The 18,539-nt window shown below is 70.7% G+C and carries 12 protein-coding genes; 5 read left to right on the forward strand and 7 right to left on the reverse strand.

Features of this window, described 5'->3' with window-relative positions; all coding sequences use genetic code 11:
• The first annotated feature begins 85 nt into the window (after window positions 1-85).
• Entirely contained in the window at window positions 86-568 is a 483-nt protein-coding gene (locus tag BM144_RS13930) for an Lrp/AsnC family transcriptional regulator (RefSeq protein ID WP_092953257.1), read from the forward strand.
• Window positions 569-729: 161 nt separating this feature from the next.
• Window positions 730-2,505 carry an MFS transporter gene (locus tag BM144_RS13935; RefSeq protein ID WP_245783664.1) on the forward strand — a complete coding sequence of 592 codons (1,776 nt, stop codon included), beginning with the start codon at window positions 730-732 and terminating at the stop codon, window positions 2,503-2,505.
• A 128-nt stretch (window positions 2,506-2,633) separates the two neighbouring features.
• Here BM144_RS13935 and BM144_RS13940 read toward each other — a convergent pair whose 3' ends face one another.
• The 3 genes from BM144_RS13940 to mltA form a co-directional block, all read right to left on the reverse strand.
• The gene (locus BM144_RS13940) at window positions 2,634-3,869 is read right to left on the reverse strand and encodes a hypothetical protein (RefSeq protein ID WP_092953259.1); all 1,236 of its coding nucleotides are present in this window, start codon (window positions 3,867-3,869) and stop codon (window positions 2,634-2,636) included.
• An 85-nt stretch (window positions 3,870-3,954) separates the two neighbouring features.
• Window positions 3,955-4,917 (reverse strand): hypothetical protein, encoded by a 963-nt coding sequence (locus BM144_RS13945; protein WP_139225721.1) that lies wholly within the window; start codon window positions 4,915-4,917, stop codon window positions 3,955-3,957.
• A 632-nt stretch (window positions 4,918-5,549) separates the two neighbouring features.
• Window positions 5,550-6,779, reverse strand: a complete 1,230-nt coding sequence (gene mltA, locus BM144_RS13950; RefSeq protein ID WP_175526022.1) for a murein transglycosylase A — start codon at window positions 6,777-6,779, stop codon at window positions 5,550-5,552.
• Between mltA and BM144_RS23150 the strand changes: the two genes are divergently transcribed.
• Together BM144_RS23150 and BM144_RS13955 are read left to right on the forward strand one after the other, a co-directional pair.
• Entirely contained in the window at window positions 6,712-6,858 is a 147-nt protein-coding gene (locus tag BM144_RS23150) for a hypothetical protein (RefSeq protein ID WP_175526023.1), read from the forward strand. The two genes, mltA and BM144_RS23150, sit on opposite strands and share 68 nt — an antisense overlap.
• Window positions 6,859-7,024: 166 nt before the next feature.
• Window positions 7,025-7,672 (forward strand): YiaD family glycine zipper/OmpA-like lipoprotein, encoded by a 648-nt coding sequence (locus BM144_RS13955; protein ID WP_092953265.1) that lies wholly within the window; start codon window positions 7,025-7,027, stop codon window positions 7,670-7,672.
• A 57-nt stretch (window positions 7,673-7,729) separates the two neighbouring features.
• Here the strand turns inward: BM144_RS13955 and BM144_RS13960 are convergent, their stop codons facing one another.
• From BM144_RS13960 to BM144_RS13975, 4 genes are all read right to left on the reverse strand, one after another.
• On the reverse strand, window positions 7,730-8,359 hold the full coding sequence (locus BM144_RS13960) for a response regulator transcription factor (RefSeq protein ID WP_092953267.1): 630 nt from the start codon (window positions 8,357-8,359) through the stop codon (window positions 7,730-7,732).
• A complete protein-coding gene (locus tag BM144_RS13965) occupies window positions 8,359-10,428 on the reverse strand; it encodes a two-component system sensor histidine kinase NtrB (protein ID WP_092953388.1) in 2,070 nt (689 codons plus the stop codon). Before BM144_RS13965 ends, BM144_RS13960 begins: the two co-directional genes overlap by 1 nt.
• A 96-nt stretch (window positions 10,429-10,524) precedes the next feature.
• Window positions 10,525-11,340, reverse strand: a complete 816-nt coding sequence (locus tag BM144_RS13970) for a carbon-nitrogen hydrolase family protein (RefSeq protein WP_092953269.1) — start codon at window positions 11,338-11,340, stop codon at window positions 10,525-10,527.
• Window positions 11,340-15,584 (reverse strand): YhdP family protein, encoded by a 4,245-nt coding sequence (locus BM144_RS13975; RefSeq protein WP_092953271.1) that lies wholly within the window; start codon window positions 15,582-15,584, stop codon window positions 11,340-11,342. The genes BM144_RS13970 and BM144_RS13975 overlap by 1 nt, the downstream gene beginning before the upstream one ends.
• A gap of 102 nt (window positions 15,585-15,686) precedes the next feature.
• Here BM144_RS13975 and glnE point away from each other — a divergent pair, with 102 nt between their 5' ends.
• A complete protein-coding gene (glnE, locus tag BM144_RS13980) occupies window positions 15,687-18,437 on the forward strand; it encodes a bifunctional [glutamate--ammonia ligase]-adenylyl-L-tyrosine phosphorylase/[glutamate--ammonia-ligase] adenylyltransferase (RefSeq protein WP_092953273.1) in 2,751 nt (916 codons plus the stop codon).
• Window positions 18,438-18,539: the final 102 nt, after the last annotated feature.

Raw genomic sequence — 18,539 nt, forward strand, 5'->3', positions numbered from 1 at the left:
AGGCAGGACGGCCGGATATGTCCTTTCGTTTCCATGCCGTGTTTACCCTCGTTTCAGAAAGATCCTTTCTCTAAACAATCGAATAATGGAAGAACTCGACAAATTCGATATCGCGATCCTGGCGGAACTGCAGGCCGACGCGCGCCTGACCAATGCCGAGCTGGCCCAGCGCGTGGGCCTTTCCGCCGCGCCGTGCTGGCGCCGCGTGCGTGCCCTGGAGGAATCCGGTTTCATCAAGGGCTACCGTGCCGAAATCGATCGCCACCGCATCGGGCTGGGCGTGCTGGCCTTCGTGCGGCTCGACGCCGACCGCAGCACCGGCGGGCTCACGCGCGAGATGGAAGAGGCCATCGCGAAGATCCCCGAGGTGATCGCCTGCCACTACATCAGCGGCACCGGCACCTTCGAGCTGCAGGTGGTGGCGCGCGACCTGGAAAGCTTCTCGCAGTTCGCGCGCGGCGTGCTGCTGAACCTGCCCAACGTGAAGGACATGCACACCAGCTTCTCGCTGGGCGAGGTGAAGGCGGGAGGGGCGTTGCCGCTGGACCACCTGGGCAAAACACGATGAGCCAATCATTTGCTACAAATTAAATAGCAAACTATCCAATGAATCCGGCGGCATGAGCGCCCTCTGACGCCTATCCTGCAGGCCCGTGCCCCGCCGTCCTTCAAGTGCTCGGGGAAAACGTCGCTGCACGCGCAGGCCACCATGGGGAGAATGGGGAGCCTATGCCCCAGCCACCGTCCGCCCCACCGCCCACGCTCCCGCCCCACCCTTCCCCTGCGCCGGCCCCCGGCGGCGCCACGCCCGCACCCGCCCCCACGCCTGCGGGTCGCCTGATCGAGGACCCCGCGGCAACCCCCGCCGCGCAGGCGGCCGAATCCGCCGAGGCGGCCGCGGCGGCGCAACTGGGGCAGGAGGCCGCCAGGCGCGCTGCGCTGTCCCCGCTGGCTCCGCTGTCCGTGCCGGTGTTCCGCATGCTGTGGCTGACGTGGCTCGCGGCCAATACCTGCATGTGGATGAACGACGTGGCGGCCGCGTGGCTGATGACCACGCTCACCGCGTCGCCGGTGCTGGTGGCCCTGGTGCAGACGGCCTCGACGCTGCCCGTCTTCCTGCTCGGCTTGCCGAGCGGCGCGCTGGCCGACATCCTGGACCGGCGGCGCTATTTCATCGCCACGCAGTTCTGGGTGGCCGCCGTGGCGCTGGTGCTGTGCGTGGCCATCATCGCGGGCGGCATGACGGCGCCGCTGCTGCTGGCGCTCACGTTCGCCAACGGCATCGGCCTGGCGATGCGCTGGCCGGTGTTCGCGGCCATCGTTCCCGAGCTGGTCAGCCGCGCGCAGCTGCCTGCTGCGCTGGCGCTCAACGGCGTGGCGATGAATGCCTCGCGCATCATCGGGCCGCTGCTGGCCGGCGCGATCATCGCCAGCGCGGGCAGCGCCTGGGTCTTCGTGCTCAATGCCGTTCTGTCGGTGATCGCGGGCTTCACGATCATGCGCTGGAAGCGCACGCACGTGCCCAACCCGCTGGGCCGCGAGCGCCTGGGCAGCGCAATGCGCGTGGGGGTGCAGTTCGTGCGCGAGTCGCCGCGCATGCGGGCCGTGCTCTGGCGCATCTCCATCTTCTTCCTGCATGCCACGGCCCTGCTCGCGCTGCTGCCGCTGGTGGCGCGCGACCTGGAGGGCGGCGGCGCCGGCACCTTCACGCTGCTGCTGGCCTCGATGGGCGCGGGCGCCATCGCGGCGGCCATGTTCCTGCCGCGGCTGCGCCAAGCGATGCCGCGCGACACGCTGGTGGGGCGCGGGGCGCTGCTGCAGGCGCTGGCCACCTCGGTGGTCGCGATCGCGCCGAACGTCTACGTGGCCGTGCCGGCGATGGTGGTCGGCGGCATGGCGTGGATCACCACGGCCAATTCGCTGAGCGTCTCGGCGCAGCTCGCGCTGCCCAACTGGGTGCGCGCGCGCGGCATGTCGATCTACCAGATGGCCATCATGGGCGCCACGGCGGCCGGCGCGGCGTTCTGGGGGCAGGTGGCCTCGCTCACCAGCGTGCACATGAGCCTGGCGCTTGCGGCGCTCACGGGCACGGCCGCGATGGCGCTGGTGCAGCGCTTCGTGGCGGACCGCACGATGGAGGAAGACCTGAGCCCCTCGCGCGCCTTCAAGGTGCCCACCGCGCCGACCGCGCCCGAACGCGGCCACGTGGTGGCGACGATCGAATACGTGATCGATCCGGCCCGCGCCGCCGAATTCCGCACGCTGATGCAGGAGAGCCGCCGCAGCCGCCTGCGCCAGGGCGCGCTCGACTGGCAGCTGCAGCACGACATCGCCGACCCGAGCCGCTACGTGGAGCGCATCGTGGACGAATCCTGGACCGAGCACCTGCGCCGCTTCGACCGCGTGACGGCCTCCGACGTGGCACTGCGCGACCGCAAGCTGGCTTTCCACACGGGCGATGCACCGCCGGTGGTGACCCGCTACCTGGTCGAGCTGGAGCGCTAGCCGGGGCGGGTTTTGTTCGCGCCTGCGGGCCGTGCCTCGGTGGCCACACTCCGCCCTGGCCAGGCCTCGGAGCCCGCCGTCATTGGACGTGTGCGCGGCTGCTCAGCCGCCGGCGCGCACGAAGCCGCTCACCGCCGTGACGGGCGCAGCCCGTACCAGCCGCCTTCCGCGTCGAACAGCACGTCGAACTGGCGGAGCATGTGGCGCCCCGTGTTCACGAAGGCCGGGCGGCCCGGCGAATTCACCAGCACGGACTGCGGCGCGGCGGCGTCGCCCACGCGGAAGTCGTATTCCGCCACGGGCGACTGCGCGCCGGGGAACATGACCTGCACGCGCGTCCCGTCCTTGAGGCCCGTGGTCGTGCGGCCGCGGCGGCTGGGATTGGGGATCTGCGCCGTCGGCAGCGCGGCCGGATCGGCGACCGTGAGGTACATCTGGGCGATGCCGGTGTCCACCAGCACCGGACCGGTCTCCGGCGCGCCGCCATCCACCGACACGGCCATGGTGGCCTGCTGCCAGTCGCGCGGATCGCTGGAGGCGCGTTCGCCGTTCGCCAGCAGGCTGCCCGGCTGCAGCTTCACCGAGCGAAAGCCCTCGGCATTGGCGGGCGTGAGGCCCGCATGCAGGCCATGTTTCGTCACGACGTAGCCGCCGTGCATGCTGCCCTTGGCCACGGGCTGGCCGTCGATCTCGGCGATGTTGAGCAGCGGGTTCTTGTCGGGGGTGCCCTGCGCCTGGCCATCGTGCTCGCGCCCGAAGCCCACGCCCATGTAGGCGATGCCGGGCGGGCTCTCGGTGGTTTGCGTGGGATTCGCGCAGTCGGGCCGGTTGGCTTTTTCGTTCCAGCCCGGGCAGATCATTTCCTTCTCGACCGCGAGCACGGGCACCCGCGCGACCACCTCGCCCGAGCCGGGGCTGAACACCACGTCGCGCACCACCCAGTGGCCGATCCACAGCCGCTTGCTGCTGGAGAGGTATTCCCAGCCTTCGTTGGCCGGCCGGGCTTCTTCGTTGCGCGAATAGCCGGGCAGATCGACGGCGGAGATCACCACGCCGGTGGAGCCCGTGTCCATGGTCACGGTGAACGCCCGGGGCGGCGCGGGGACGCGCGCATCCGGCGGCACGCGGACTTCGAAGCGCAGTTGCGGCGCATTCGTCATCGGGGCAGACCAGTCGCCCCGCGGGGTTTCGAAACGGATGAAGCGCGCGGTGGTGTCCGGGCGAAGGACGGGGCCCGTGGCGGCGGGAGCCGAAGCAGCTGCGGGCGCTGGCGGTGCGCTGCCGGCGGACGGTGTCTGCGCGGCGGCGGTGCCGCAGGCGAGCAGCGCGGCGGTGTGGAGGATTGCAGTGCGGATCGGTGCCATCGGTAGATCTCCTTCCCTGGGTGTTATGGGAGAGCCAGCCTACACGATCCATACGAAGGTTCCTCGAGGCCGCGCGCGCGGTGGATCACGGTGTTTTCCTGCGCGGATCGAACGCGCTGGTGTCGGCCCGTCGGATGGTTTCCACCATGCGCGGATAGACGTCGGCATAAAGCGCCGCCCCACGCTCTCCGAAACGTTCCTTTGCGTCCAGCGCAAGCAGCGCGCGCCGGGAATCGACGCAGAGGTTGCGCGCGGCGCAGGCATTCACCAGGTAATCGTCGCCCGGGCCTTCGCAACCAGACGCTGCACCGCAGACGGCCGCGACCCAGGCCACGACAAGGACCTGGCGGTCCGCCATGTCGGCATAAGTCTTTCCGGCGAAGGTGACAGCCCCCCCTGCAGGCCCATGGAAAAGTGAGGTGACGATGCTTTCCAGCAGCACTGGGTCGGCCGTGCGGAGCACCCGCTCCAGTACGGGCAGACGGGCCACTGGGTCGCTGGACACTCGGTACAGCTCATCCCCCAAAAGCCGGTAGGCATCGCGGGCCACGCGGGGATCGCGCATCAAGGCCAGTAGTGCATCGCCCGAGAGTTCAGAGTCGATGAAAGTCGCGCATCGCTCCTCGCGCAACACCTTGGCCCGCTGCTGCGGCGCGGAATGGGGCACCCAGTCCAGCGGCGCCGGTTCGTCCCGCACAGCCGCGCAACGCATTGCGACGGTGAGGGCATAGAGGCCGTGGCCGTCGCGATGCTCGGACATCAGGCGGTGGAAGAGCACGCGATAGTCGCGGGCCTGCTGGAGCAGAGATGCCAGACTGCCGGTTTCTTCTTTGTTTCGCGAGACAGCCATCGATGCCGATTCCAGCACAGGGGATGCAGCGCTACCCACTTCCTCAGCCTTCGAAGGTGGGTTTGGACGGGCAGTGCCTTGCGTTTGCCGATGGAGTTCTGCAGGGTCTTCGTATTTATGGATCTGTTGAGATCCAAAATACAGAGACATCAGAATTAATACGAGAATCCAAAGAATTCTCCTTTTTTTCAGCCGCATACCGAATGCCGCTGGATCGAGCCAGCTTGGCCTGCATCTTTACCGGGCTTCAATGTATCGGGCATTGGGTGGCCCGGCGTGGCTGCAGAAAGTGCAGGGCTCGTGACAGCCCACTGTTCCTCGTACCCGTCCGCATAGATGACCACGAAAAACCCTTTATCGTCAGGCCTATTGGATCGACCCCAATAACTCCAAAATCCATCGAACTGCTTAAGCCGCCGATAAACCTGCTCCGCGGCCATCCATCTATCCTCTACCGGACTTTGGGACGTTACGTTTTTTGATTCTCCTGTCGCACTACATCTGACACTTGATGCCTGAATATATCTTTCAGCTCCCACGACCAGCTGTACATATCCAGGGAACGGCTCGGGCAAACCAACGGAACTTACAGAGTCAGGCCCATACCCGTCGAAGCCAAAGTCATATATACCGCTTCCAGTCACAGTGATCGGAGGGAGTTCCTGCGCACTTGACTGATTAGCAAAACACAGCAAACACAAAGTCAGAATTTTGAAAATCATGGCACCTCCACATAATTTTCATGATTTTGCAGCATCGAAAACCAGCAGGCTGATCGCAGTTTTTATAGGTTACATACCCTTTATAAATACGTTACTAAATCCATCGAGTTACCTCGGCCAGAGCGCCCAGAGGCGCAGGCCCTGCTTGAGCCGCCCCGCAAGATCGCCGGCCTCCTGGCCCCATCCCGCGAAGTAGTCGGCGCGCACGGCGCCCACGATGGCCGAGCCCGTGTCCTGCGCCAGCACGAGGCGCTGCAGTTGCGCGGTGGGGCCGCCGGAGGCCAGCCACACCGGCGTGCCGTAGGGAATGCTCTGCCGGTCCACCGCGATCGAGCGGCCGGGGGTGAGGGGCACGCCCTGCGCGCCGCGCGGGCCGAAGGCGGCGTCCATCGGCGAGAGCGGCTCTTCGCGGAAGAACACGTAGCGCGGGTTGGCCCACAGCATTTCCTGCACACGCTGCGGGTTCTGCAGCGTCCAGGCGCGGATGCCGGGCCAGGTGGCATCGCGCACCAGTCCCTGGTCGAGCAGCCAGCGGCCCACGCTCTGGTAGGGCTGGTCGTTGGTGCCGGCGAAGGCCACGCGCACGAGGCGCACCGAGCCATCGGGCTCCTGGACCCGCAGCCGCCCCGAGCCCTGGATGTGCACCACCAGCGCCTCCACCGGATCGCGCACCCAGGCGATGGCGCGCCCGGCCAGCGCGGCCTGGGCTTCGGGCATGGTGTCGATCTGCTGGCGTGTGTACCAGGGCTTGCGCGCGCCGAAGCCGGTCGGCAGCGCATAGAGCGGCACCGTGTAGCCGTTGCCCGGCATGCGGGCGGCGTCGAGATAGGGCTCGTAGTAGCTCGTGAGCATGCCGTCGGCGTTGCCGTCGGCCGCCTCGATGCGGTAGGGCTGCAGGCGCGCCACCATCCATTCGCGCTGCTCCTCGGCCGTGGCGATCGAGAGGCGGCGGATGTCGGGGCACAGGGGCGCGAAAGCGGGCAGCGGCCGCTCGCAACTGCGGACCCACGCGTTCCAGGCCTCGTACAGGGCATCGGACGTGAAGCCGGGCAGCTCGGACCAGTGCACGGGGATCCAGCGGCTCTTGGGCTGCACCATGGGCGCCGGCAGCGGGCCGCCGGGCTCTGGCGGAAGCGGCGCCGCCGGGCCCTGCGGCAAGGTGATGACGGGGCCGGGCGGCGCGGGAGGGGGCGGCAGGGGCCGCGTGGAGCACGCAGCCAGCGTTCCTACAATCAGCGCCGTTGTCACCAGGCGCAGGAGACGAAGATTCATGGGGCTGATTTTGCTTGAAGCATTGCTGGCACTGGCCGTGCTGATCGCCATCGTGTGGTGGACCATGTTCGCGGGCCGGCGCCGCGGGGAACTGCCGCCGCCGGAAAGCCGACCTGCAGACCCCCCGCCGCCCGGCAAGGAGTAGGACAACGCCTGCACCGGCCGGCGGCATCGACCGGTGGAGTCCGGCGCACGGACGTGCGACAACCGCAGGCAGCGCCAGGCGGGCACGGCACGCCGCCCGGAGCGCCCCGCGACACGGGCCCGCTTCCAGCCTTCGCGCCCTACAACCACACGAACAGGAGTCTTCCATGCGCACACCCCGAATCCTCATCGCCGCCACCGCCGCCGTCGTGCTCGCCAGCGGCTGCGCCAACATGAACGACACGCAGCGCCGCACCGCCACTGGAGCAGGCGTGGGCGCCGTGGCGGGCGCGGTGCTCGGCTCGGCCACCGGCGGCCATGCGGGCACGGGCGCCGTGGTGGGCGCCGGCGTGGGCGCCCTCGGCACCTACATCTGGTCGCAGCACATGGAGCGCCAGAAGCGCGATATGCAGCAGGTGACGCAGGGCACCGGCGTGGTGGTCACGCAGACGCCCGACAACCAGTTGAAGCTCGACATCCCGAGCGACATCTCGTTCGCCGTCAACCGCTCCGACATCCAGGGCAACTTCGCGCCCGTGCTGGACCGCTTCGCCGAAGGGCTGCGCAACAACCCCAATGCCGAGGTGCGCATCGTGGGCCACACCGATGCCACCGGCAGCGATGCCATCAACAACCCGCTGTCCCTCGACCGCGCCACCAGCGCACGCAACTACCTCACCGCTCGCGGCGTGAACGGCGCGCGCATCCAGGTGGAAGGCCGCGGATCGCACCAGCCCATCGCGTCCAACGACACCAACGACGGCCGCGCGCGCAACCGCCGCGTGGAGATCTACGTGGGTGAACGCCAGGGCTGACACCCCGGCACCGCGGCCGGCCGGTCCTGACCGGCGGGCCGTGGGAAGGTCTGCTGGTCAGTCGGCCGACCGCAGCAGGTTGGCCAGCTCCACGGCAGATTTCACCAGCATCTTGTCGAACACCCGTGCCCGGTGGACCTCCACCGTGCGCACGCTGATGTCGAGCTGGTCGGCGATCAGCTTGTTGGGCAGGCCCTCCACCACCAGGCGCATGACGTCCCGCTCGCGCTCGGTGAGTTCGGCCAGCCGATGCTGCAGGTCGCTGCGCTGCAGCGCTTCGGCCAGGTGGCCGGCAGACTGCGCGAGCGCCTGCTCGATGCGGTCCACCAGCAGGTTGTCGGAAAAGGGCTTCTCGCAGAAGTCGAACGCACCGCGCTTCACCGTGGCCACGGCGGTGGGCACATCGGCATGCCCGGTGAGAAAGATCACGGGCATCGCGGCGATGAGCCGGCGCTCGGCCAGCCGGTCGAACAGCACCAGGCCGCTCGTGCCCGGCATGCGCACGTCCAGCAGCAGGCAGCAGGGGTGGCGCGGCAGCGGCCGCTCGGCCAGCATGGCTTCGAAGGCTTCGGCGCTGTCGAACGATTCGCTCGGCACGCGGCGCGAGCGCAACAGCCATGCGAGCGCTTCGCGCACGCCGGCGTCGTCGTCCACGATGTACACGGTGGCGTTGGAGATGGGTTCCATCAGGCGTCGGTGGATTCGGGGGCGGCGCCGGCAGCGGGGCACGCCGGCAGGGTGAAAGTGAATACCGTACCACGCGGCATGTGGGGCGCATGGCCCAGGAAGCCGCCGTGCTGCTCGACCACCGTGCGGCACAGGCTGAGCCCCAGGCCCATGCCCTCCGCGCGGGTGGTGAAGAAGGGCGTGAACAGCTTGGCGCCCACGTCGTCGGAAATGCCGGGACCGCAGTCGATCACCTGGAATTCGAGCCAGGCGTTCTGCGCGTTGGAGGCCGCGCGCCGCACGCGCAGTTCCAGCAGGCGCTGCGGCGTGCCGGGCCCGTCCATGGCCTGCATGGAATTGCGCGCCAGGTTGAGCAGCACCTGCTCGACCATCGTGCGATCGCACAGCACCCGGGGCAACTGCGGCTCCACGGCGATGCGGATCTGCACGCGCAGCTTGTGGGCCTGCAGGCGGATCAGCGGCAGCACCGCCTCGAGCAGATCCTCGGCGGCCACGGGTTCGCGCGTCTGGTCGCGGCGGCGCACGAAGTCGTGCACGCTCTTGATCACGCGGCCGGCGCGCTCGGCCTGCTGGGCGATGCGCTGCAGCGCCACGCGCACGTCCGGCAGGTGGGCGGCCGGCGGCTCGGGGGCGTGGGGAGTGCCCAGCAGGTTGAGCGAGCCCGACGCATAGCTCGCGATGGCTGCGAGCGGCTGGTTCAGCTCGTGGCTCAGCAGCGATGCCATTTCGCCCACCGTGGCCAGCCGCGCGGTGGCCTGCAGGCGCTCTTGCGAGGCGCGCGAGAGTTCCTCGATGCGGCGCTGCTCGCTCACGTCGAGGAACGCGCTCATCCAGCCGGTGTGCAGGCCCTGCGCGTTGATGAGCGGCGCCTCGAAGATCATCACCGGAAAGCGCGTGCCGTCCTTGCGCATGAAGGTGGACTCGTAGCCCTCGCGCGGCGGCGGGTGCTGCCCGGACAGCCGCCCCACCTGCCGGCGGCGGTATTCGTCGGCGAATTCGGGCGGCCAGTAGGGCAGCCGCTCGGCCTGGCCCAGCAGCTCGGGCGCCGAGAACCCCACCATTTCGCAGAAGGCCGGGTTCACGTAGGTGATGCGCCCCTTCAGGTCGCGCGCGCGCAGCCCGGTGGCGAGCGAGTCTTCCATGGCCTTGCGGAAGGCCAGCGCGTCGCCCAGATCGCGCTCGGCGCGCAGGCGCCGCCGGTTGTCGCGCACCAGCACGATGAGCACAGTGACGAGCGCGATCGACATGGCCGTGACCAGCGCGGTGAGCACGTTGGGGAACACGCTGGGCGCCGTGTGCCAGCTGTCCATGCGCAGCACCAGGGCCGTGCCCGGCAGGTCGAAGAGCTGCTGCGTGGTGAACATGCGCGTGCCGCGGCGGTTGGCCCCCACCATGGCGAGCCGCGTGCCGTCGGCCTCGGTGAAGGAGACTTCCTGCCCGCGCTTGAGGCCCGGCACCACCATCTCCACCAGCACGTTCTGCAGCGACAGCGTGGCGACGAGGTAGCCGGTGTTCTGCCCTTCGTTCGTGAGCGGAATGCACAGCTCCATCATCTCGGTGCCGCGCCCGTCGCCCAGGGGCTGGTAGTAGCTGCCCGAATACGAGGGGCCACCCACGCGCCGCGCGTTGCCGCAGGCCAGGGCGGTGTTGGAATGGTTGCCGCCGCGCGCATCGGCATCCCACTGCACGGGGCGGTACGGGGTTTCGGCATGCGCCCGCACGCGCAGCGACGGCTCGCGCCACTCGATGCGTACCAGCTCGCGCCGCACGCTCAGCAGCCGGCCGGCGCGGTTCTCCCAGCTCGCGATGTCGGGGTCGCCGGCCTGCAGCGCCTGCAGGTTCTGGAGGTTGTGCGTGAAGCCGGTGCGGATGTCGGACACGGCATCGGCCGCGTCGCGGTCGAGGCGGTTCTGCACCTCGGTGGCTTCGTACCGGCCCGCCAGCCAGACCTGGGTGACCAGCATGCCGGCCACCAGCAGCACCAGCGCCGTCCAGAGCGACCAGCGCCGCCAGGCGATGTGCCATCGGCGCCAGGGCCAGCGGCTCAGCGTGCCCGGAGGCAATGGCACGCCGTCGCCCGCCTGCGCAGCAGCCCCGGGCTCGAGGGCCGGGGGAGCAGCGGCGGTGGCGGACGCGTCGGCGGGAGGGTGGGCGCTCACGGTGGCTCAGAGCACGCGGTGGTCGAGCGCCGGCAGTTGGGCCCGCACCTGCTTCAGGTGCGCCGCGTCGAGCAGGCCCGCCACCACGGCAGGGCCCTCGGCGCATTGCGCCAGCACCTGGCCCCAGGGCTCCACCACCATGCTGTGGCCCCAGGTGCGCCGTCCGTTCTCGTGCACGCCTCCCTGGGCCGGCGCGATCACATAGGCCAGGTTCTCCACCGCGCGGGCGCGCAGCAGCACCTCCCAATGCGCCTGGCCCGTGGTGTGGGTGAAGGCGCTGGGCACCAGCAGGACGTCCGCGCCCGCGCGGGCATGGGCCCGGTACAGCTCCGGAAAGCGCAGGTCGTAGCACACCGACAGGCCCACGCGCCAGGCGGAGCCGTCGCGCGCGGCCATGCCGAAGCGCACGGGCGTGCTGCCGGCCTCGATCACCGCGGCCTCGTCGAAACGCTCGCGGCCGTTGTCGAAGCGGAACAGGTGGATCTTGTCGTAGCGCGCCACGCACTCACCGGCCGGGGAGAAGACCAGCGTGGTGTTGCGCACGTGGCGGTCGCTGCCGCACCGCAGCGGCAGCGTTCCGCCCACGATCCACAGCCCCAGATCGCGCGCGGCCCCGGCGAGGAAATCCTGGATGGCGCCCTCGCCCAGCGCTTCGCGCAGCGCGAGCTTGTCGGTGTCGCGCGCGCCCATGGCGCAGAAGTACTCGGGCAGCGCGGCCAGCTCCACGCCCTGCGCGGCAGCCTCTTCCAGCAGCCGGCGGGCCTGCTGGAGGTTGTCCTGCACCTGCAGGCCGGAAACCATCTGCAACGCGGCGGCTTTCATCATGAATCGTTCTCCTCGGTGCCGCGGGCGGCGGGCACCTTGCGGTTGGAGGCCGCAGGGGCGGCCGGGCTGGCCGCTTCCTCGGCGGGGGATGGGGCGGTGGCGGGCGCGGCATCCGCCGGACCGGAGCCGAGCCGGCGGCGCGGCACGCGCGCGATGCGCGGATCGGCCCAGGTGCCGTCGATGCGGAACTCCTGCGTCGCCGCCTGGATGAGCGGGCCGCGCAGGAACACCTGCGCCAGGAAGCTGCCGAGCCCCACCACCGGGTTGATCGCCGTCGCGACCAGCGAAGCCGTCATCGCGTTGATCTCGGGCACCACCACCACGTGCAGGTTCTGCGTCTCGCGGTCGAGGTCGGCGCTGCCCTCCATCAGGACCGCGGCGTTCACGCCCTTCATCTGCAGGTTGTTGGTGAGGGCCACGCCTTCGTCGATGCGCACGTCGCCGCGCACGAAGTCGAACGCGAAACCCTCGCTGAACACATCGCGGAAATCGAGCGTGAGCCGGCGCGGCAGCGATTGCAGGCTCAGCACGCTCAGCAGCTTGGCCAGGCCCGGATCGGCCTTGAGGAATTGGCCGGACTCCACATTGACGTTCACCTGGCCCGTCATGGATCGGTAGTCGGGGCTCAGCGGCGCACCCATCCAGGCCACCTGCCCCTCCATGCGGCCCTTGCCGCGGCGCACGACACCGTCCATGCCGAACCGCGCCAGCAGGTCTCCCGAATCGCGGATGTCGAGCCGGAAATTCATCACTGTGCGGCGCCGGGCGTCCGATGCGCCGCCGCCGCCCATCACCCAATTGCCGCTCGACGAGAACGTGGCCTCGGGCACCGAAAAATTGAGCTTGGACAGGCGCCATTCGCGCTGTGCGCCGTCGCCGCCGCGGTTCTGCGCCTCGATCTCGACCCGGCCCAGGCGGCGCCCGCGCAGCTCGAAATCCTGCACCACGATGTCCAGGGCCGGCAACGCGGCATCGGCCTGCCGGCCGTCCAGCAGCGATTCCTCGACCTCCTGCGCCTCGCTCTGCGGCACCGAGAGCCGCGAGAGACGGGCGAAAACCCGGCCGCCCGCGCCGTCTTCGGGGTGGTATTCCACGTAGCCGCCGAGTTCGCGCGCCTCCAGGTTGGCGCGCCAGCTGGCGCCTTCGCGCGATCCGCCGGCCACGACGTCGTGCAGCGTGCGGCCGTGCAGCACGAGCGTCTGCGCGCGGGCGGCCAGGACCGTGGGCAGGAACTCCTGGGCGCCGCCTGCCGGCATACGGACCTTCGCGGCCTCCGGCGCGGGGGCCGGAGCACCGTCCGCGGAAGCCCCGGCCCCCGGCGGAGGTGCAGCCGCCGCGAAGGCGCTGTGCCAGGCATCCACGTCCAGATGGGCCGTGCGCACGTTGGCCGACACCCCGTGCTCGGGCATGGCCGCCGCCTCGCCCGGCGCGAGCCCGATGGCGATGGCGCCGCGCACCACGCGCGGCTGGGGCGTGGTGCGTTCGATCACATAGGTGGCGGAACCGACACCGCCCACCTCGACGGCCAACTGCTCGCGCAGCGGAGGCACCGTACCGCCGGGCGTGGCCGGGCTGCGAGCCGCCGCCAGCGATTCGCGGGTGAGCTGCGATTCGTAGCGCACCGGCATCGCCGCCTCCGCCGCCTTGCCCAGCGGGGCAGGCAGCGAAAGTGCCATGCCCTGCAGGTTGGTGGTCACCAGCACTTCGGGAACGCCGCGGCGCACCCCCAGGGTCAGCGCATAGGCCGCGCTTCCCGCGGCGTGGCTGGCCAGTTCGGGAACGCCGGGCCACTGCGTGGCCTGCCGCAATCCCTCCGCCGTGGCCACGCCCTGACCGCGCACCAGCACGGTGGCCTCCTGCGCGCCGCCCGCGGCTTGGCGCATCCCGCCTTCGAGCCGGAGATCGCCGCCCAGCGCGCGTCCCTGCACGCCGGCCAGCGTGAAGCCGGTATCGCTGAACTGCACGGCGCCGCGCGCACGGGCGATGAGCGGCACGTCGGGGGTGATGCGCACATCGTTGCCCGAGAGCGCGACACTGCCCTGCACCTTGGACTGGTCGATGTGGCTGATCGGCAGGCTGAGGGCGAGCTGCAGCTCCGCGTTGCCGGTGCCGGTCGTCTCGTCCAGCGCATGCGACGTGAGGCGCGAGAGCGGCGAGCCCGCCATGAAGGCGAGCATGTCGGCGAGCGGCCCCTGCGCCTGGGCGTTCACGCCCACGACGCTGTGCGCCAGGTCGGGAATGCGCGCCTCCACCTTGGCCACGCGCAGCCGCGGCGATCCGGCGAAGCTGCCGGTAGCGCCGCGCACCGCCATGCTGGAGCGGTCGAACACCAGTTCGCCGGCCAGTTGCGTGAGCGCGGGCCACACGGGGTCGCCCGTGTGCTGCAGGCCCGGCGGCACGTAGGCATAGGTCACATCCTTCACCTTGGCGGCGATGTGGAACTCGCCCTGTCCCGGGTGGTTGAAGGGGATGTCGTGCAGGTCGCCCTTGACACGGAACTGCACGCCCGACGCGGTGCCGGCCGTCACGGCGTCGCGCACGTAGTGCCGCGTGTCGGCGGGGATGGACAGCGGCAGGTAGCGGTGCACGCGCGTGCCGTCGGCGCGGTGCAGCGTTCCGGCCAGGTCCAGCACGCCGGGATAGCGGGACCGGCCGGACGACGGTTTCGGATTGCCCGTGGCCCACGTGATCCTGGCCTCGCCCTGCGCATCGGCGTTGGCGAACTGCAGGTCGGGCACCTGCACGGCCACGCGCTCGCCCTCGCGCTGCCAGCGCACGTTGGCCGAGAGCCGGTCCACGGGCACCGTGGCTTCCTCGAACACCTCGGGCAGCACCAGCGCACCGTTCTCGATCGCCAGCGATGCCTTGCCGCCCGCCTGCGTGAGTTCGAAATCCACTGCCGCACCCCGCACACCCGGCACGCCGGCAGGCCGGTCGCCCCCGCCGTCGGCCAATGCCAGGCCCGCGACACGGCCCCGGGCCTGGTACTGGCAGGGCGCTTCGAGCGGGCCGCGCCAGCTCGCCTGCACCTCTTCCACGGTGCCGCGCGGACCGAAGCGCGCCAGCGCAGAATGCAGCGCATCGCCCAGCGGCAGGCGGCTGGCGATCTGCGCCAGCGCCGCCAGGTCGAGCCGGTCCGCGCGCAACTCGCCCTGAGCACGCTCCGGGGCCGCGGGGTCTTTGCCGGCCTGGCGCACCATGGCGTTGCCACCCGGCCAGCGCAGGCCGTCGCGCGTGAGGAACTGCAGCCCTTCGGTGCGGGCCTCGAAGCCGCCTTCCAGCCACCGGCCGCCCACGCGCCCCGCCACCGAAGCGAGCGCGAGAGGCTCCAGCCCCGCGCCCAGCGTGGCGTCCACGTCGGCGAGCGCCACGTCCGCGGTGCCGCCGGACACCTCGCCGCGGCGCACGTCGATCCAGGCGCGCAGGGCGCCGCGGCCCTGCGCCACCTCGATGCCGTCGATGTCCGCATGCTGGCGCAGGCGCGAGACATCCACACGCGCGAACTGCGCGAACAGCTGGCCGCTCCACTGCTTCCACGCACCGCCATGGGTGGTCAGAAGCGGTTGCCGGAACTGGCCCATGAGCGTGAAGCGGTCGCCCCAGGCGGCGGGCGGCGTGGCATCGAGGCGCATGGCATGGCGCCAGCCCCGGTTGCGCAGCACGATGTCCACCCCCGACAGCTCCAGCGGCGGCGCGCCGCGCTGCGCATCGGTCCAGCGCACCGTGCCCCCGCGCAGCGCGACCTCGCCCTGGGAGAAAAGCCAGTCGCCCATGGCGCTGCCCTCGCCCGGGCCCACGTCGCTGTGCACCGGGACGCCGCCCACGATCAGGCGGCCATCGGCCTCGCGGCGCACATCCAGTTCGGGGCGTTCTATGTAGAGCTGCTCGAATCCCAGGCGCAGCGCCGACCTCGGCGAGAGCGCGGCCACCACGCGCGGCAGGCGCAGCGCCTCGCGGCCCTGCGGATCGAGCAGGGCCACGTCGAGCAGCTCGATGGTGGGCACCAGTCCTTCGGAGCGCGCGGACAGCGCGCCGATGCGCACGGGTATCCCCAAAGCCTGCGTGGCATGGGCTTCCAGCTGCGGACGCCACTCTCCGATTCGCGGCACAATCCAGCCGTGGAGCACCCCCCAGGCCACGGTCACCAGCAGCCAGAAGGCGAGCAGCAACCCCAGTGACCACCGCGCAAGGCCCGCCATGCATCGAAGCAGGCGGGAGGGGTGCGGTGTCGTCTCAATCATGGGTGGGCTTGGATGTGGCAGGAATTATGACCCGCGCCCGCTGTGCGGGTTCAGCCCCAAAGGGTGTCGGTATGTACGCTTTCAGAGCCTCTTCCTTGCCTTATGTCCGCAACTTCCGCTGACCCGGGCGCGCTCCCGGCCGATGCCGGCGGCGCCTCCCACTCCCGATTCCACCAGCGGCTGCTGCGCCGCTACGCATCCGAGCTGCCCCTGCTGCCGCCCGGCGCGCCCACGCGGCAGACCATGGCCGAGGCGCTGCCGGCCCTGCGCGCGCTCGGGCACGACACCGGCGCGGCCCTGCGCGTGCTGCGGCAGCTCGTCATGGAGCGCCTCGTGCGGCTGGACTGCGAGGACGGCGCCCCGCTCGCCGACATCACCCGCGCCACCACCGAACTGGCCGAACTGGCGCTGGACGAGGCCCTGCGCCATGCCCGCCAGGAACTCGACGCCCGCCACGGCGCCCCGGTCGGCCCGGAGGGCGAGCCCGTGGCGCTCTGGATCGTGGGCATGGGCAAGCTCGGCGCGCGCGAACTCAACGTCTCCAGCGACATCGACGTCATCTATGTCTATGAGCACGACGGCGAGACCGCGGGGATCGAGGGCGGCCGCGGCCGGCTCTCGCACCAGGAATACTTCGGCCGCGCCGTGAAGGCCGTCCACGCGCTGGTGGGCGAGACCACCGAGCACGGCTTCGTCTTCCGCATGGACCTGGCCCTGCGGCCCAACGGCAACTCGGGCCCGCCCGCCCTCTCGCTCGCGGCGCTGGAGGAATACCTGCAGGTGCAGGGGCGCGAGTGGGAGCGTTTCGCCTGGCTCAAGAGCCGCATCGTCGCGCCGCGCGACGGCCTTTCGCACCCGGCGGTGCAGGGCCTGCGCGCCGTGGTGCTGCCGTTCGTTTTCCGCCGCTACCTCGACTACAGCGTGTTCGACTCGCTGCGCTCGCTGCACCGACAGATCCGCGACCACGCGGCCAAGCGCAGCGCCGGCCACCCGGAGCGGGCCAACGACGTGAAGCTCTCGCGCGGCGGCATCCGCGAGATCGAATTCATCGTGCAGCTGCTGCAGGTGGTGCGCGGCGGGCAGTTCCCCGAGCTGCGCTGCCGCCCCACGCTGGAGGCCCTGCAGCGCCTCGCGCGCGCCGGGCTCATGCCGCAGGAAACCGCCGATGCGCTGGCCGAGGCCTACACCTTCCTGCGCCGCGTGGAGCACCGCATCCAGTACCTGGACGACCAGCAGACCCACGTGCTGCCCACGCGCGACGACGACCTCGCCTGGATCGCCGCCACGCTGGGCATGGGCTGCTGCGCCTTCCTGCACCAGCTCGATGCGCACCGGGAGTTGGTCGCGCAGGAGTTCGACACGCTGCTGGGCGGCCCCGGAAAGCGCCAGTGCAGCGGCGGCGGTTGCGGCGGCCCGCGCGCGCAGTCCGCGCCCGTGCCCGAACTCGACACGCTGCTGGAGCAACTGCCCCCGAAGGTGCGCGAGCGCGTGGCCGAGTGGCGGGACCACCCGCGCGTGGCCGCGCTGCGCGACGAGGCACGCGCGCGGCTCTTCCGACTGGTTCAGCGCACGGCGCGCTGGCTGGGCGAGGGCCGCGTGAACGAAGACGCCGCCGTGCGCCTCGTCGCCTGGCTGGAGCCGCTGCTGCGCCGCGAGAGTTACCTGGCGCTGCTGCTGGAGCGGCCCTCGGTGCACGAGCACCTCATGCACCTGCTGGGCGCCGCGCAGTGGCCGGCGCGCTACATGCTGCAGCACCCCGGCGTGATCGACGAGCTGGCCGGCGACGCGCTGCTCTCCGAGCGCTTCGTGCCCGAGGATTTCGAGCGTGAACTCGGCCTGCGCATCGCCTCGCTGCGGTCCACGGGCGAGGACGACGACGAAGCCCTGCTCAACCTGCTGCGCCGCGCGCAGCACGCCGAGACCTTCCGCACCCTGGCGCGCGACGTGGAGCGCCGCATCACCGTCGAGCAGGTGGCCGACGATCTCTCCGCGCTGGCCGACAGCGTGCTGCGCGTGACCACCCAATGGTGCTGGGAGCGGCTGCGCAACCGGCACCGCGACATCCCGCAGTTCGGGATCATCGGCTACGGCAAGCTCGGCGGGAAGGAACTGGGCTACGGCAGCGACCTGGACATCGTCTTCGTGTTCGACGACGACGACGACCGCGCGCCCGAGGCCTATTCCGCCTTCGCGCGCAAGCTCATCAACTGGCTCACGGTGAAGACCGGCGAGGGCGACCTCTACGAGATCGACACGGCGCTGCGGCCCAACGGCAGCTCGGGCCTGCTGGTCACGAGCTTCGACGCCTACGCCAACTACCAGCAGCGGCGCGGCAGCAACACCGCCTGGACCTGGGAGCACCAAGCCATGACGCGGGCGCGCTTCGTGATGGGCAGCGATGCGCTGCTCGAGCGCTTCGACGCCGTGCGCACGGCCGTCATCACCGCGCCGCGCGATCCCGCCGGCCTGCACGCGGAGATCGTCGCCATGCGCGAACGCGTGCGCGCCGCGCACCCGGTGCCGCCCGCGCAGTTCGACGTGAAGCACAGCGTCGGAGGCATGGTGGACGCGGAGTTCGCGGTGCAGTACCTCGTGCTCGCGCATTCGGGCGACCACCCGGGCCTGTGCGACAACCTCGGCAACATCGCCTTGCTGCAGCGCGCTGAGAGCGCCGGCCTGCTGCCGGCCGGCGTGGGATCGGCGGCGGCCACGGCCTACCGCGCGCTGCGGCAGGTGCAGCACCGTGCCCGGCTCAACGAGGAACCGACCCGCGTGGCGCCCGACGCGCTGCGCGCGGAGCGCGAAGCGGTGATGGCGCTGTGGCATGCCGTGTTCGGCGGTCCCGCGCCCTGAAAGCGGCACGGCCCCGGGCACAGACCGGGAGCCCGCGCCCGCGGAGCAGCGACTGGCTTCAGGTCAAAACGGCCCCATGCCGCTGGATTTATTGAATAGTTT

Origin of the sequence: Paracidovorax konjaci (assembly GCF_900112675.1) — a bacterium.
Lineage (GTDB): Bacteria > Pseudomonadota > Gammaproteobacteria > Burkholderiales > Burkholderiaceae_C > Paracidovorax > Paracidovorax konjaci.